Source organism: Streptomyces sp. A3M-1-3 (assembly GCF_024213665.1).
In the GTDB taxonomy this organism is placed as follows: Bacteria; Actinomycetota; Actinomycetes; order Streptomycetales; family Streptomycetaceae; genus Streptomyces.
On record NZ_JANAVP010000007.1, the window covers coordinates 199723 to 212816 of the forward strand.

Here is a 13094-nt window from a genome sequence, read left to right on the forward strand (position 1 = left end):
CCGCGCGACCCCTGTGGATAAAGTTATCCACAGGCCGGCGCCCGCATTGGGCAATGTCAGAGCCATCAGGTTGCATGGGGGCATGAGCAACGCAGACCTCAGGTCCTCGGCCGATTCGGTTCTCGCCCGCCTCGTCGGTGACGCCACCGGCGGCGCCCGGCTGCGCGAGGACCAGTGGCGGGCGATTGAGGCGCTCGTCGCGGACAAGCGCCGGGCCCTCGTCGTCCAGCGCACCGGCTGGGGCAAATCTGCGGTGTACTTCGTCGCCACCTCGCTGCTGCGCAAGCGCGGCAGCGGCCCGACGGTGATCGTCTCGCCTCTGCTTGCGCTCATGCGCAACCAGGTCGAGGCCGCCGCACGAGCCGGCATCCGGGCCCGGACCATCAACTCCTCCAATCCGGAGGATTGGGAGACTATCCAGGCCGAGGTCGCCGCGGGCGACGTGGATGTCCTGCTGGTCAGCCCCGAGCGGCTGAACAATCCCGAGTTCCGTGATCAGGTGCTGCCGAAACTGGCTGCGGCCACCGGCCTGCTGGTGGTCGACGAGGCGCACTGCATCTCCGACTGGGGCCACGACTTCCGACCCGACTACCGGCGGCTGCGCACGATGCTGGCCGATCTCCCGCCCGGCGTCCCCGTGCTCGCCACCACCGCGACCGCGAACGCCCGCGTGACCGCCGATGTCGCGGAGCAGCTCGGTACGGGGGCGGGCACAGACGCCCTGGTGCTGCGCGGCCCGCTGGACCGGGAGAGCCTGAGTCTGGCTGTCCTGCGCCTCCCGGACGCCGCCCACCGGCTGGCCTGGCTCGCCGACCATCTCACCGAGCTGCCGGGGTCCGGGATCATCTACACCCTCACGGTGGCCGCGGCCGAGGAGGTCACCGCGTATTTGCGCCAGTGTGGGCACACCGTCGCCTCGTACACGGGCCGGACGGAGAACGCGGAGAGACAGCAGGCAGAGGAAGATCTGCTGGCGAACCGGGTCAAGGCGCTGGTCGCCACATCCGCCCTGGGCATGGGTTTCGACAAGCCCGATCTCGGATTCGTGGTGCATCTCGGATCTCCCTCCTCTCCGATCGCCTACTACCAGCAGGTCGGCCGTGCCGGACGCGGCGTGGAGCACGCGGAAGTGCTGCTGCTGCCGGGGCAGGAGGACGAGGCGATCTGGAAGTACTTCGCCTCGGTCGCCTTTCCGCCGGAGCAGCTGGTGCGGCGCACCCTCGATGTGCTCGCGCAGGCCGGAAAGCCGCTCTCGCTGCCTGCCCTCGAACCACTGGTGGAACTGCGGCGCACGAGGCTGGAGACGATGCTCAAGGTCCTGGACGTGGACGGCGCGGTACATCGGGTGAAAGGCGGCTGGACGTCCACGGGAGAGCCCTGGGCGTACGACGCCGAGCGCTATGCGTGGGTCGCGCGACAACGGTCGGCCGAGCAGCAGGCGATGCGTGACTACGCGTCGGAGACGGGTTGCCGGATGGAGTTCCTGCGCCGTCAGCTCGACGACGAGGAGGCAGCGCCCTGCGGACGCTGTGACAACTGCGCGGGGGCCCGGTTCACCGACGCGGTGTCCACGGCGGCCCTGGACACCGCGCGCGGGGAGCTCGGCAGGCCGGGTGTGGAGCTGGAGCCCCGGCGGATGTGGCCGACCGGTCTCGCTTCGGTCGGGGTGGATCTCAAGGGCCGGATTTCCGTAAGCGAGTTGGCCTCTCCCGGGCGGGCTCTGGGACGGCTCTCCGACATCGGGTGGGGGAACCGGCTGCGCCCGCTGCTCGCTCCGCAGTCCCCGGACAGGCCGGTTCCGGACGATGTCGCGCAGGCCGTCGTGAGCGTGCTCGCCGACTGGGCGAAGGGACCGGGAGGCTGGGCGTCCGGAGCGGAGGGCGCACCCGCACGGCCGGTGGGGGTCGTCACCGTTGCATCGCGCAGCAGGCCCGAGTTGATCGGCTCCCTGGGCGAGCGGATCGCCGCCATCGGCCGGATGCCGCTGCTCGGTTCCGTGGAGTACGCCCCTGGGGCACCGGAGGGCCGTATCCCGGCGTCCAACAGCGCCCAGCGGGTGCGGGCGCTGCACCAGGCACTCACGGTGCCTCCCGCACTGTCCGATGCGGTCGCCGCCGCCGGCGGTCCGGTTCTGCTGGTCGACGACCTCTCGGAGAGCGGCTGGACGCTCGCCGTGGCGGCGCGGTTGCTGCGCAAAGCCGGTGCGCAGGAGGTGTTTCCGCTGGTCCTCGCCGTTCAGGGATAGCGGGATGAGTCGTCAGTGGCGCAGCGGGGCAAGGATATGAACGGCATACCGACTGAATCCGGTCGGTCGTCCCAATTGCTCGTTGCCGCAGACTGACCGGCCCGCAAGAATTGGAAGCGCTCCCGGCACGGCCCGCTCCCGGTCCGCCAGGGCTGTGCCGCGGTGCGCCCTCACCCAACCCTGCCCGCATTGTGGGCGTGTAGCCGAAGGGAGGACCGTGACCTTCGGATTCGCTCCGTCCGCAGCAGCGTCGATGCCCGCGTCCGCCGATGCCGCCAACCGCCTCGGCCGGATGCTCGAGCCCGCCGAATGGGCCGCCGCGGGGATTCCGTTGCTGCGCAATCCTCGGGAGGTCGTCAGCGGCCTCCACGCCCGGCACCGTCCGATGCCCTCGACCGCTGTGATCGCCGTCCTCGGACCGGAGGAACGGCTCGCGGCAAGCGCCTCGTTCACCCGGCGCTCGGCCGCGGCCGACGGCTGGGAGTTCCGCAACTCGCTGCTCGCCCAGCTCCGCCGGGTCATTCCACACGATCTGCGCCGCCGCACGCCCGTGCGGACAGCCGTTCTGCTCTACTGCCGCGACGGGGACGAGCGCTGGACCGAGGAGGACGGCGCATGGATGTGGGGGCTGCGCGACGCCTGCACCCTGCATGGGCTGCGCTGCGGCGCGTACATCACACTCACGCGCGGCGGCTGGCAGGTACTCGGCGAGGGCCGCGGTGGCCGGCACCCGAGCTCCGAGTCACGGCCCGGCCGGCTCGCGGATACGGGAGGGAAGGCAGACCCCGCCCCGGTGCGTACCGGCGGCGGTTCGGCCGAGGCGCTGCGGCGTACGGCAGCCCGCTGACCCGCGGCGAATCACCGCCCGGCCGCCCTCGCAGCAGTGAAGGGCCACCGGGCGGCGCAGGCTCCGCCAGGACGGGCAGGCGTCAGACGCCCGCGCCGAGCACCGCGTTGATCTGCTTCGGGTCGCCGCAGACGATCAGCAGTGCCCCGGCGCGTCCCAGGGCGACGGGCAGCGCGCGAGCGGCCTCCTCGTCGAGGCCGCCGTTGGCGGCGAAGACCACCACGGGGCGGGAGGCGGCGCGGCCGGCGACGGCTGCATCGGCGTAGAAGACATCGTCACGGGCGTCGTGCTGGGCCCAGTAGGCGCCCTCGCCGAAGGTCAGCTCGTGCGCTGCCCACGGGTGCGGCTCGCCGGTGGTCAGCACCAGGATGTCGCTCGGCGCGCGACCGGAGTCGAGCAGCAGGTCGACGGCTTCCTCGGCAGCGTCGAGCGCGCCGTCCGCAGGGGCCGAGATCAGCTGGATCTGCGGCACGGCGGGCGCGGCCGGGGCGGCCGACGCGGTCGGCACAGCGGCGGGGCCGGGCCTCACCGGCTCGCGCGGCGTGCGCTGCGCGGGCGGTGCAGGCCTGGCGGGACCGGGGCGTCCGGGGCGCGGTACGGCGACCGGACGCGGACCAGGTACGGGGCGAGGGGTCGGCGCGGTACGGCTTGCGGCCGGCGTGACGCGGGGACCCTGGGCACTCTCGTGAATCTGAGGCTCCTCGGGGATGGGAGGCATGGGTGGATGTCTATCAAACGCCGGTACGAGGCGTATCGGCGGGTGGGTACACAAGTGCGATCAGAAGTCGAAGCCGAGTTGGCCCCCGATTTCCAGTTCGCATGCTTCCGCACCCAAGCGGACCTTCTTGAGGTGCCGCCACTGGGGCAGTGCGTCGAGATAGGCCCACGAGAGCCGGTGGTACGGGGTGGGCCCCCACTCCTCCAGCGCGGCCCGGTGCACCGGCGAGGGATAGCCTGCGTTGGCCGCGAAGGCGAAGTCTGCATGGTCGGTACCCAGTTCGGCCATCATTTTGTCGCGGCGGACCTTCGCTATCACGGAGGCGGCGGCGACGGCCACGCAGGACTGGTCGCCCTTGATGACCGTACGGACCCGCCAGGGCCCGCCCAGGTAGTCGTGCTTGCCGTCGAGGATCACCGCGTCCGGCCGCACCGGCAGTGCGTCCAGCGCCCGTACCGCGGCCAGCCGCAGGGCTGCGGTCATCCCGAGTTCGTCGATCTCCTCCGGGGAGGCGTGGCCCAGCGCATGTGCGGTGACCCACTGCTCCAGAAGCACGGCCATCTCGTCGCGCCGCTTCGGACTGATGAGTTTGGAATCGGTGAGCCCCTCGGGCGGCCGACGCAGGCCAGTGATCGCGGCGCAGACGGTGACCGGACCGGCCCAGGCCCCTCGCCCGACCTCGTCGACCCCGGCAATGATCTTGGCTCCGGTGGTGGCGCGGAGGGAGCGCTCGACGGTGTGGGTGGGTGCTTCGTAGGGCATGGCGCCAGCAAGGTTACGCCGCCCTGGGCCGGCCGCGACACCCCGGGCGTCAGTCGGCTCGTGAGCGGAGCAGCGGCACCATCACGTGATCGATCATCTCGGCAATGTCGGTGTCGCCCCATTCGCTGCCGCACACCTTGGAGCGGTACATCATCATCGCGGGGATGACGTCGAAGATCAGGTCACCGGTGGCGTCGGGACGGACGTCACCCCGCTCCATGCCGCGCCGCACCACCTCCCGGAAGAGACCGCTGGACGGTTCGATCACGCCCCTGACGATCAGCCCGTGGAACCGCTCGGCGCTCCCGCTGTCGCATTCGTGAAGCACCGCGCGGAGCGCGAAACCGGATCGCGAGTACATCGCGTCACGCACCGCCCGGCACAACTGATAGAGGTCCTCGCGGAGCGACCCGCAGTCGGGCGCCTCGTCGAGTTGCGGCAGGCCGGCCTCCAGCGCGTCGGCGACGAGGTCCTCCTTCGAGGGCCAGCGGCGGTAGACGGCGGCCTTGCCGGTCTGCGCGCCGGCGGCGACCCCCTCCATCGTCAGACCGTTCCAGCCGACCGTGCTCAGCTGCTCGAGCGCGGCGTCGAGGATGGCGCACTCCAGTACGGGACCACGGCGGCGCAGGGAGACCGGCTGGGCATGAGCAGTTGACCAGCGCGAAGCAGCCATCTGTATCTCCATCGGGGGGGAACTTTAGTGAACGCTTGCGTTCACTAACGGGGACTCACTACCGTAGTCGACAGTGAACGTCATCGTTCACTAACTCACTTGTGGGGGAACCATAGTGACAACCTCTCAACTAGCGACACCAAGCAAGCCGGGCGCGGCCCGCCGGGAGGGGCGTCCCGGAGTCGCGCTTACCGTCATCGCCGCCTGCCAACTCATGGTGGTCCTCGACGCGACGATTGTGAACATCGCACTCCCGCACATCCAGGACGCGCTCAGCTTCTCCACCACCGATCTGTCCTGGGTCCTGAGCGCCTACACCCTCACGTTCGGCGGGCTGTTGCTCCTCGGCGGCCGGGCCGGCGACATTCTGGGGCGCCGCCGGGTCTTCCTGACCGGCATCCTTCTCTTCACACTGGCTTCGCTGCTCGGTGGATTCGCGCAGGAGCCCTGGCAATTGCTCGCGGCCCGGGCTCTGCAGGGCGTCGGCGGCGCCATCGCCTCCCCGACCTCGCTGGCACTGATCACGACCACGTTCCCCGAAGGCCCCGAACGGAACCGCGCGTTCGGCGTGTTCGCCGCAGTCTCGGCGGGCGGAGGCGCGATCGGACTGCTCGCGGGCGGGATGCTCACCGAGTGGCTCGACTGGCGCTGGGTGCTCTTCGTGAACGTACCGATAGGCATTCTGATAGCGGTGCTCACGCCGCTCTACATCAGCGAGTCCGAGCGTCATCCCGGTCGGTTCGACATCGCCGGCGCGTTGACCTCCACGGGGGGCATGGCCTCGCTGGTGTACGGATTCATCCGTGCGTCGGAGGAGGGCTGGCGGGACACGCTCACCCTGGTCTCGTTCGGTGCGGCAGTCGTGCTGTTGGTGGCCTTCGCGCTCATCGAGTCGCGGGCGCGGGAGCCGATCACCCCGCTGAGGATGTTCGCCGACCGCAATCGCTCGGGGACGTACGTGATCATGCTGAGCCTCGCGGCCGCGATGTTCGGCATGTTCTTCTTCATCGTGCTGTTCGTGCAGAACGTGCTGGGCTACACACCCATCCAGGCGGGTCTCGCCTTCCTGCCGGTGACGGTCGCGATCGTGACCGGCGCCGGGCTGTCGCAGCGCTTCCTGCCGGTGCTCGGGCCGAAGCCGTTCATGGTGACCGGTTCGGCGCTGACGGGCCTGGGGCTGGCGTGGCTGACGCTCATCGACGACGGCAGTTCGTACGTGGGCGGGGTGCTGGGGCCGATGGTGCTGTTCGGCTTCGGCATGGGCCTGAACTTCGTCACGCTCACGCTGACCGCCGTATCGGGAGTGGCGCAGCACGAGGCGGGCGCCGCTTCCGGGCTGCTCAACGCGACCCAGCAGGTCGGCGGCTCGCTCGGTCTCTCGATCCTGGTCACCGTCTTCGGGACGGCCGGCAGGAACGAAGCCGAGCGACAAGTTCCGGCTTTCATGGCGCAGGCCACTCCGGAGCAGCAGGTGGAGTTCGCCAAGACCAAGGAGCTTCCGGCGCCTTGGGGGCACGAAGTGCTGACGGAAGGCATATCGACGGCGTTCATTGCGGGCGTGGGCATGGTGGCACTCGCCCTGCTGACCGCACTGCTGGTGATACGGGTGCGCAAGAGCGACCTGGCGGCGCTGAACGGCGCGGCGGCCGACGCGGGGCCCATGGCGTAACGCTGCGGCGGCCGGGGTCCGTCGGGACGGCCCCGGCCGCGAACGCAGTGGCTACGGGTGGCGTCAGTACGCATCGCTCGAATCGCGGAACGTGCCCAGCTGGCGGCAGGTTTCCCAGTCTGTTTCAGGGGCCGCTCGTTGAGGATGACCCGGGCTCGGTACTCGCCCAGGCTGGTGGCGTACCAAGCCTCGTCCCCGTCATCGGCCAGCGCGTCGTTGATCCCGCGCAGGGCACAGGAGCGCAGCGGCTCTGGCAGCTTGTCGAGGGCGGGCGCGGCATCCGCGGAGAGGTCCTGGAGATACGCCAGATCGATGCCCTCGTGGTCCTGGGGCCGGTCCTGGCCGTCCTGCGTGTGCTCGTTGGCGGCCACGTAGCGCTCGTAGCGTGCGACGTTCTGCTCGGCGACCAGGGCGTCCGGGGAGAGCAGGCCGAAGGCGAGCACGGCGGCGGCGCCGCTCGCCGCGACGGCGCGGGGCGGTCGGCCAACGCCACGCGGTCGGTCAGCGGCTCCGCCACCGACACCGGCCGCCATGATCAGGACGACGACCAGCCCCAGCCACATCTCCATCGCGGCGACCGATACCCGAAGCCGGGTCAGCCCGTACTCATCGACGTACAGGTCCATGCGGCGCAGTGCGGAGGCGACGACCACGAGAGTGAGCAGACCGAGCACGCCCAGCACCGACCGCACCAGCGTGCGGTCGCGCGGTCGCGCGGTCCGCCGCGCGGCGCCCAGCGCAGGGCACCCGCGATGACGGCCAGGGTGAGCAGTGTCGCAGGAGCTGCCAGAAGCCCTGGCGCGCGTATTCGGCGTAAGTCAGACCCGTCTGGCTGAGCACGTTGTCGTATCCGCCGAAGAGGGCGGTCAGCTGGACGGCGATGAAGGCCGCGAACAGCACATTGAGCGTGATCAGCGGAAGTGCCCACTCCACCCGCCCGCGGGCCCGTCCCGGCTTGACCCGGATCCGGTCCCAGCGCAGCGGCGCGGCGGCGGTGTGCGCTGCGGCGAGGGCGCCGAGCAGGCCGAGAAGAAACAGGAGGAACCGCCAGGGACCGTCCTGGACCGAGACTTCGGGAGCCAGTCCGCCGAGCAGGTCGGCGAAGGCGGCATCGGCGCCCGCGAACAGCGCGCCGAAGACGATCAGCAGAACGGCGGCCACCGCGGTCGTACGGACGATCGGCCCCCAGCGGTCCTTCGAGCCGTCCGCGCGGTCACGCAGCCCCTGCCAGGCCCAGGCCATACCGGAACCCAGAGATCCGAGGACGCCGAACGGGAAGATCAGGACACCCAGCCAGGTGCGGCTGCCGGTCAGGGCCAGGGAACCGCACGCCAGCGCCGCGACGACGGCGAGGAATACCGGCCAGCCGGCGTCGCGCAGAGCGGGCACAGAGAGCAGGGCGAGCCCGCCGAGTGCCCAGACGGCGGTCCACGGACGCAGCCTGCGGCCGGCGGCCTGCGCCGCGAAGAAGGCGGCCAGCGCGGCCGGCAGAGCCGCGAGCAGGAGACTGATCCCCATGCCGTCGCCCAGCAGCAACGCAGGGCGGTGGCGAGGACCGACCACAAAGTGGCCGGCCGGATCGCGACCGGATCGGCGGCACTCACGGCGGCGAGCCACTCGGGCGGCTCGGTCCGCGGAGGCTGCCAGGCCACCTGCTGACGCGGCGGAGAGTACGGCACCACCCGCACCGCGGCCTCGGCCGGCCCCGGCCCAGCAGATCCGGACGTGGGCCCGTGCGCAACCCCCGGCGCCGGCTCCGGGCCGGTCGCTTGTGGCGGCGCTGCGTCTGGCGGTGCTGGCCTCTGCGTTGGTACCGCGTCCTGCGGTTCATCGCCAGGGGCAGATGTTGCGGGTGGTGTGGACGGTGGTTCGGACACGGGACCCCCTCCCGACCGGGTCCCGCTCATCAGCGAGGCAGGCGTACGACCCGGTGTCGCGTCGGCAACCGCCGTCAAGATCAACGAGGCGGCGTGGCCGACAGGCTAAACCGGCCGACGCGGAGCCTCCCGTTCCGGGCCGGGGGGGTGGCAGGACCGTGACAGTCGCGCCGACGCCGGAGGTTTCAGCCGGTCACGACGGGTGTCCAGTCGGGCAGCGCCTCGGTCTGCTCCAGCCACTTCGCCGGCGGTAGCGCGGTCCGCCCCGCCGCGACCACTCCGCCGACGATGGCACAGGTGGTGTCCACATCCCCGCCCACCTGCGCCGTGGTCCAGAATGCCTGCTCGAAGTCGTCGAGACTCCTGGCCGCCGACCACAGGGCGAACGGCACGGTGTCGTGCGCGCTGGTACGCCGTCCGCAGCCGAGGACCGCGGCGACCGTACCGGCGTCGCCGTAGTCGAGCATGTCCCGGGCCCGGCGCAGCCCCGCTCCGACGGCGCTGCGCGGTACGAGCGCGATCACGCCGTCGAGGAGGGCCGCCGCGGTGGGCGGTCCGGCCGGGGCCGCGGCGAGCGCGGCAGCGGCGGCCACGGCCATCGATCCGACCACCGCCTCGCGGTGCTGATGTGTGGTGTAGGCCGAGATCTCCGCCTGGTGCGTGGCCTGCTCGGGGTCGTCCGCGTACCAGGCGCCGAGCGGAGCGACGCGCATCGCGGCGCCGTTGCCCCACGAGCCCTGGCCCTTGAAGAGCGCGGAGGCGAGCTCACGCCAGTCGCCGCCCTCCCTGATCAGGCGCAGCATCCGGTTGACCGCCGGGCCGTAGCCGCGGTCGAAGTCGTGATGCTCGGCGAAGGAGCGCGCAAGCGCGTCCTGGTCGATACGGCCGTGCGAGACGAGCACCGCCAGCACGGAGCAGGCCATCTCGGTGTCGTCGGTCCACTGCCAGGGCGCGGGCGGCAGTTCCCGGCACTTGAGCAGCGGATAGTTCGCGGGGACGAAGAACTGGGAACCCAGTGCGTCACCCACGGCCAGTCCACGCAGGCTGGCCAGAGCGCGTTCGAAGCGCCGGTCGGGAGAGGAGTCAGCGGTCATCGCACAGCCACTCTAACCGGTGATGTCGTATGGCTCGGGGGTGCACCAGCGTTCGAAAGGACGGTCGAGGTAGTAGCGCCCTCGCTCGTCCAGCACCAGCATGCGCGACTCCCCGTTGCCGGGGTTGGACAGCGACTCGAACTCGGCGACCGACCAGTGGAACCAGCGCATGCAGAACAGCCTCATGGTCAGCCCATGGGTGACCAGCAGCACGTTCGGCGGATGATCGGGCGCCTCGAAGCTGCGGAAGAGGCTCTCGAGGAAGGCTCCCACCCTGTCGTACACGTCGGCCCCGGACTCGCCCTGCGCAAACCGGTAGAAGAAGTGCCCGTACGCGTCCCGGTATGCCTTCTGCAGCCGTACGTCCTCCCGGTCCTGCCAGTTCCCCCAGTCCTGCTCACGCAGCCTCGGCTCCTCCCGGACCCGGACCAGGGACGGGTTGAGGCCGAAGGCGCGGAAGGTCTCCAGCGTGCGCCGGTACGGAGAGACGTAGGCACTGATCCGCTCCTCCCCGAACAGCTCCCGCAGCCGTGTCCCCGTCTCCTGTGCCTGCCGCCGCCCGGTCGCGGTCAGCCGCAGCGCGTGGTCCGGCTCCCGCTCGTACACCGTGTCGTCGGCATTGCCCTCCGATTCTCCGTGTCTGACAAGGACGATGCGCCGCGGTCGTGCCATGCCACGACCCTAGAACGGACGCGGCCCGGCCGAGCAGCCGTCCGGCGTCCATCCGGCGTATACGGCGCCGAACCGGCGGTGAACCGGCGACGCAGCTGCTTACACCGTCCAGGACGGTTCGAGCTCCACCACGTCACCGGCCAGCGCCGCGACGTCGGCCTCCGTCTGCGCGCGCAGCGAGAGCCGCTCCACCCGCTCCGCACGGTATTTGCCGTGCTCGGCCGCGGACTTCCACATCGACAGCACCAGGAACTCATGGCCGGGTGCCTCACCGAACACCCCGCGCAGCATCCCCGGAGATCCGGCCATCGCCGGATTCCAGACCTTCTCCTGCATCAGGGCGAAGTGCTCTACGCGATGCTCATGGACTCGGCAGTGCGCGATCCGCACCACGTCGGCGTCCGTGAACCGCGGCTCGAAGCCGGTCTTCACATCGAACCGGTAGTCGAACAGCTTGACTTGTATGTCCTTGTACGTTCCGTTCTGTGCGGCGGCGAGCCGGTCGTGCGAGCGCGCCATGAAGGAGTCGTAGAACGCCCGGCTCTCCCAGAAGGCGAACACATGGGCCACTCCCCGCCGCCCCCTGCTCCAACCCCCGCCCTGTCCCCGGAATCCCGGTTCACCCAGCAGCCCCGCCCATTTTCGCTGCCCCCGCTCAAAACCTCGACGGTCCACCACCGTGCAGCGAATCCACTTGACCAGCACCGCGCCATCGTACGGCGCACGGCATGACGCCGGTCACACTCCGACGGACTATCACGGCGTCAGCCACGGCCTGGTACTGGAGAACATTGCCCGATCAGCTCGCGACCGCCACGTCGTATCCAGCACTGACGAGAGCAAGCGGCGGCAGCGGGTCCCAGCGCACCGGTACGTTGCGCATCAGCAGGGCGGAGTCGAGGAGTGCGCTGCCGGGCGGGAAACGGTCCGGGTCCTCGAAGAACGACGAGCGCACCGAGCGGATTTCGGTGGCCTCGACCCGCCAGGCGTCCGCGTGAAGTTCCATGCCGTCCAGATGAAGCCCCGTGCGGGTGGCGGAGAATCCTTTCGGCCCGCGCCGGAAGAACTCGGACGCCTCATCGAGGCCGCGGAAGAGCACACTGCCGCGCAGTTCGTCCACCACCCGCGCCTCGGCCGACACCCGCGTCGCGCCGTCCCGGGTCTCGTACTCGATCCGGACCTCGTCCGGCGTCTCCTGTACGTCGAACACCGCCGCACCGTGCTCCCCCGGGAAGACCCGGCCGCCCGCGAGGACGTTGATCCGTGATCCGCTGTCCCGCCTCGGGATGTAGACCCCGGTCTCGACGCCCGCCGGCCCGTCCCACTCCACGGCGATGCGGTGCGCAGCGTTCTCGCTGCGCAGGCCGGTACCGCCGGGGGCCCAGCGTGGCCGGGTGTCTCCCAGCCGCAGCAGACAGATACCGCCGACCGCCCAGCCGCGCACCAGCTGCGGCCGCAGCGGCGCGGGCAGCAGGGCCGCGGCCATGCCGGGCTCGACGCGGTAGTTCACCAGCAGGCGTCTCTCGATGACGCCCGAAAGCCGTGGAGCGATCACGCTTTGTCCTCCCCCTCGGTTCCTCTGCGCCGGCTGTGGCGGAGCACGATCTGCTCGGGGCAGACCGCGCGCAGGAACCTGCCGACCGACGCCGCCAGCCGTTCCTCGACGAGCGAGTACAGAATCCGGTTCCCGTCGCGCCGCTCCCGCACCAGGCCGGCGGACCTGAGCACGCCGAGGTGCCGCGACACGGATGGCGCGCTGATCGGAAACCGGCCGGCGATGTCCCCGGCGGCCAGCTCTCCGGCGCGCAGATCCTCCAGGATCTGCCGCCTCGTGGGGTCGGCCAGCGCCCTGAAGACACCGACCTCGTCGTCCCTGCCCTGCGTCATGTTTACTTTTTAGCACAGTAGCTAAGTAGCTAAGTAGCTAACAACTGTGAGAGCACTCGGAGCTAGCCTGACCCCAAGACATCGGCCAGGAAGGGAAGTTCGTGAGCAGCGTCAGCAAGGGGATCCGCAAAGTCCAGGTGATGCTCAGGTGGGACCCGAGCCTGATCGGCGCACCGGCCCATGACCTCGACATCATCGCCGCGACGTACCTCGCGGACGCCCCACAGGGCCCTGCGGCCTACCTCGTGCACTTCGACAGCCGGTCGCCGGACGGCACGATCCTCCTGAACCGGGACAGCCGCACCGGTCAGGGCTTCGGGTTCGACGAAGTCATGACCCTGGAGCTCGACCGGTTGTCCTCGGCCTACTCGCGCGTGGTGGTCGGCGTGGCCATCCAGCAGAAGGGCGAGCCGAAGGCCTTCGGCGACATAGCGAACACCGGGGTCCGGCTCGCGGAAGGACACACCACGCTGTTCGAGGACGACTTCGCCGACGTCCAGGGCTCCACGGCGGCAACCGTCGCCGAGTTCACGCGCGACAGCACGGGCACCTGGGGTCTCGTCGCCGACGTACGAGGCTTTGACGGCGATCCCGATTCCTTCGCCGCGACGATGGGCGGCAGCGACTCCTGACAAGCCACGCCCGGCAAC

Annotated in this window: 12 protein-coding genes and 1 pseudogene; 4 read left to right on the forward strand and 9 right to left on the reverse strand. The window is 70.6% G+C overall.

Annotated elements, in window-relative coordinates:
- Positions 1-82: 82 nt before the first annotated feature.
- Positions 83-2245, forward strand: coding sequence for a RecQ family ATP-dependent DNA helicase (locus NLX86_RS10700; RefSeq protein WP_254371392.1), 2163 nt, complete (start codon positions 83-85; stop codon positions 2243-2245).
- Positions 2246-2462: 217 nt separating this feature from the next.
- On the forward strand, positions 2463-3092 hold the full coding sequence (locus NLX86_RS10705; RefSeq protein WP_254371393.1) for a hypothetical protein: 630 nt from the start codon (positions 2463-2465) through the stop codon (positions 3090-3092).
- A gap of 82 nt (positions 3093-3174) precedes the next feature.
- On the opposite strand, the gene NLX86_RS10710 is transcribed toward NLX86_RS10705, so the two are convergent.
- From NLX86_RS10710 to NLX86_RS10720, 3 genes are read right to left on the reverse strand one after another with little or no spacing between them, the layout of a single operon-like run.
- Positions 3175-3810, reverse strand: coding sequence for a hypothetical protein (locus NLX86_RS10710; RefSeq protein WP_254371394.1), 636 nt, complete (start codon positions 3808-3810; stop codon positions 3175-3177).
- A 60-nt stretch (positions 3811-3870) separates the two neighbouring features.
- Positions 3871-4572: a ribonuclease HII gene (locus NLX86_RS10715; RefSeq protein ID WP_254371395.1), complete on the reverse strand. Its 702-nt coding sequence runs from the start codon at positions 4570-4572 to the stop codon at positions 3871-3873.
- 49 nt (positions 4573-4621) lie between these two features.
- Complete coding sequence (locus NLX86_RS10720) at positions 4622-5245, reverse strand: TetR/AcrR family transcriptional regulator (RefSeq protein ID WP_254371396.1); 624 nt, start codon at positions 5243-5245, stop codon at positions 4622-4624.
- A 115-nt stretch (positions 5246-5360) separates the two neighbouring features.
- On the opposite strand from NLX86_RS10720, the gene NLX86_RS10725 reads away from it, so the two are divergent.
- Positions 5361-6914, forward strand: coding sequence for an MFS transporter (locus tag NLX86_RS10725; protein WP_254371397.1), 1554 nt, complete (start codon positions 5361-5363; stop codon positions 6912-6914).
- Positions 6915-7048: 134 nt separating this feature from the next.
- Here NLX86_RS10725 and NLX86_RS10730 read toward each other — a convergent pair.
- The 6 genes and pseudogenes from NLX86_RS10730 to NLX86_RS10755 form a co-directional block, all read right to left on the reverse strand.
- A pseudogene (locus tag NLX86_RS10730) lies at positions 7049-8821 on the reverse strand (DUF4153 domain-containing protein); the annotation flags it as partial.
- A 155-nt stretch (positions 8822-8976) separates the two neighbouring features.
- Positions 8977-9885 (reverse strand): ADP-ribosylglycohydrolase family protein, encoded by a 909-nt coding sequence (locus tag NLX86_RS10735; protein ID WP_254371398.1) that lies wholly within the window; start codon positions 9883-9885, stop codon positions 8977-8979.
- 12 nt (positions 9886-9897) lie between these two features.
- Positions 9898-10557: a histidine phosphatase family protein gene (locus NLX86_RS10740; RefSeq protein WP_254371399.1), complete on the reverse strand. Its 660-nt coding sequence runs from the start codon at positions 10555-10557 to the stop codon at positions 9898-9900.
- Between the two features lie 99 nt (positions 10558-10656).
- A complete protein-coding gene (locus NLX86_RS10745; protein ID WP_254371400.1) occupies positions 10657-11262 on the reverse strand; it encodes a DUF4937 domain-containing protein in 606 nt (201 codons plus the stop codon).
- A 94-nt stretch (positions 11263-11356) separates the two neighbouring features.
- Positions 11357-12112: a DUF2071 domain-containing protein gene (locus tag NLX86_RS10750; RefSeq protein ID WP_254371401.1), complete on the reverse strand. Its 756-nt coding sequence runs from the start codon at positions 12110-12112 to the stop codon at positions 11357-11359.
- Positions 12109-12444 (reverse strand): metalloregulator ArsR/SmtB family transcription factor, encoded by a 336-nt coding sequence (locus tag NLX86_RS10755; protein WP_254371402.1) that lies wholly within the window; start codon positions 12442-12444, stop codon positions 12109-12111. The genes NLX86_RS10750 and NLX86_RS10755 overlap by 4 nt, the downstream gene beginning before the upstream one ends.
- A gap of 101 nt (positions 12445-12545) precedes the next feature.
- On the opposite strand from NLX86_RS10755, the gene NLX86_RS10760 reads away from it, so the two are divergent.
- Positions 12546-13076: a TerD family protein gene (locus NLX86_RS10760; protein ID WP_254371403.1), complete on the forward strand. Its 531-nt coding sequence runs from the start codon at positions 12546-12548 to the stop codon at positions 13074-13076.
- The last annotated feature ends 18 nt before the right edge of the window (positions 13077-13094 follow it).

Coding starts and splice junctions, on each gene's coding strand:
- NLX86_RS10720 (WP_254371396.1), bottom strand. CDS start 5,245: ATGGCTGCTTCGCGCTGGTCAACTGCTCATGCCCAGCCGGTCTCCCTG.
- NLX86_RS10715 (WP_254371395.1), bottom strand. CDS start 4,572: ATGCCCTACGAAGCACCCACCCACACCGTCGAGCGCTCCCTCCGCGCC.
- NLX86_RS10700 (WP_254371392.1), top strand. CDS start 83: ATGAGCAACGCAGACCTCAGGTCCTCGGCCGATTCGGTTCTCGCCCGC.
- NLX86_RS10710 (WP_254371394.1), bottom strand. CDS start 3,810: ATGCCTCCCATCCCCGAGGAGCCTCAGATTCACGAGAGTGCCCAGGGT.
- NLX86_RS10735 (WP_254371398.1), bottom strand. CDS start 9,885: ATGACCGCTGACTCCTCTCCCGACCGGCGCTTCGAACGCGCTCTGGCC.
- NLX86_RS10755 (WP_254371402.1), bottom strand. CDS start 12,444: ATGACGCAGGGCAGGGACGACGAGGTCGGTGTCTTCAGGGCGCTGGCC.
- NLX86_RS10740 (WP_254371399.1), bottom strand. CDS start 10,557: ATGGCACGACCGCGGCGCATCGTCCTTGTCAGACACGGAGAATCGGAG.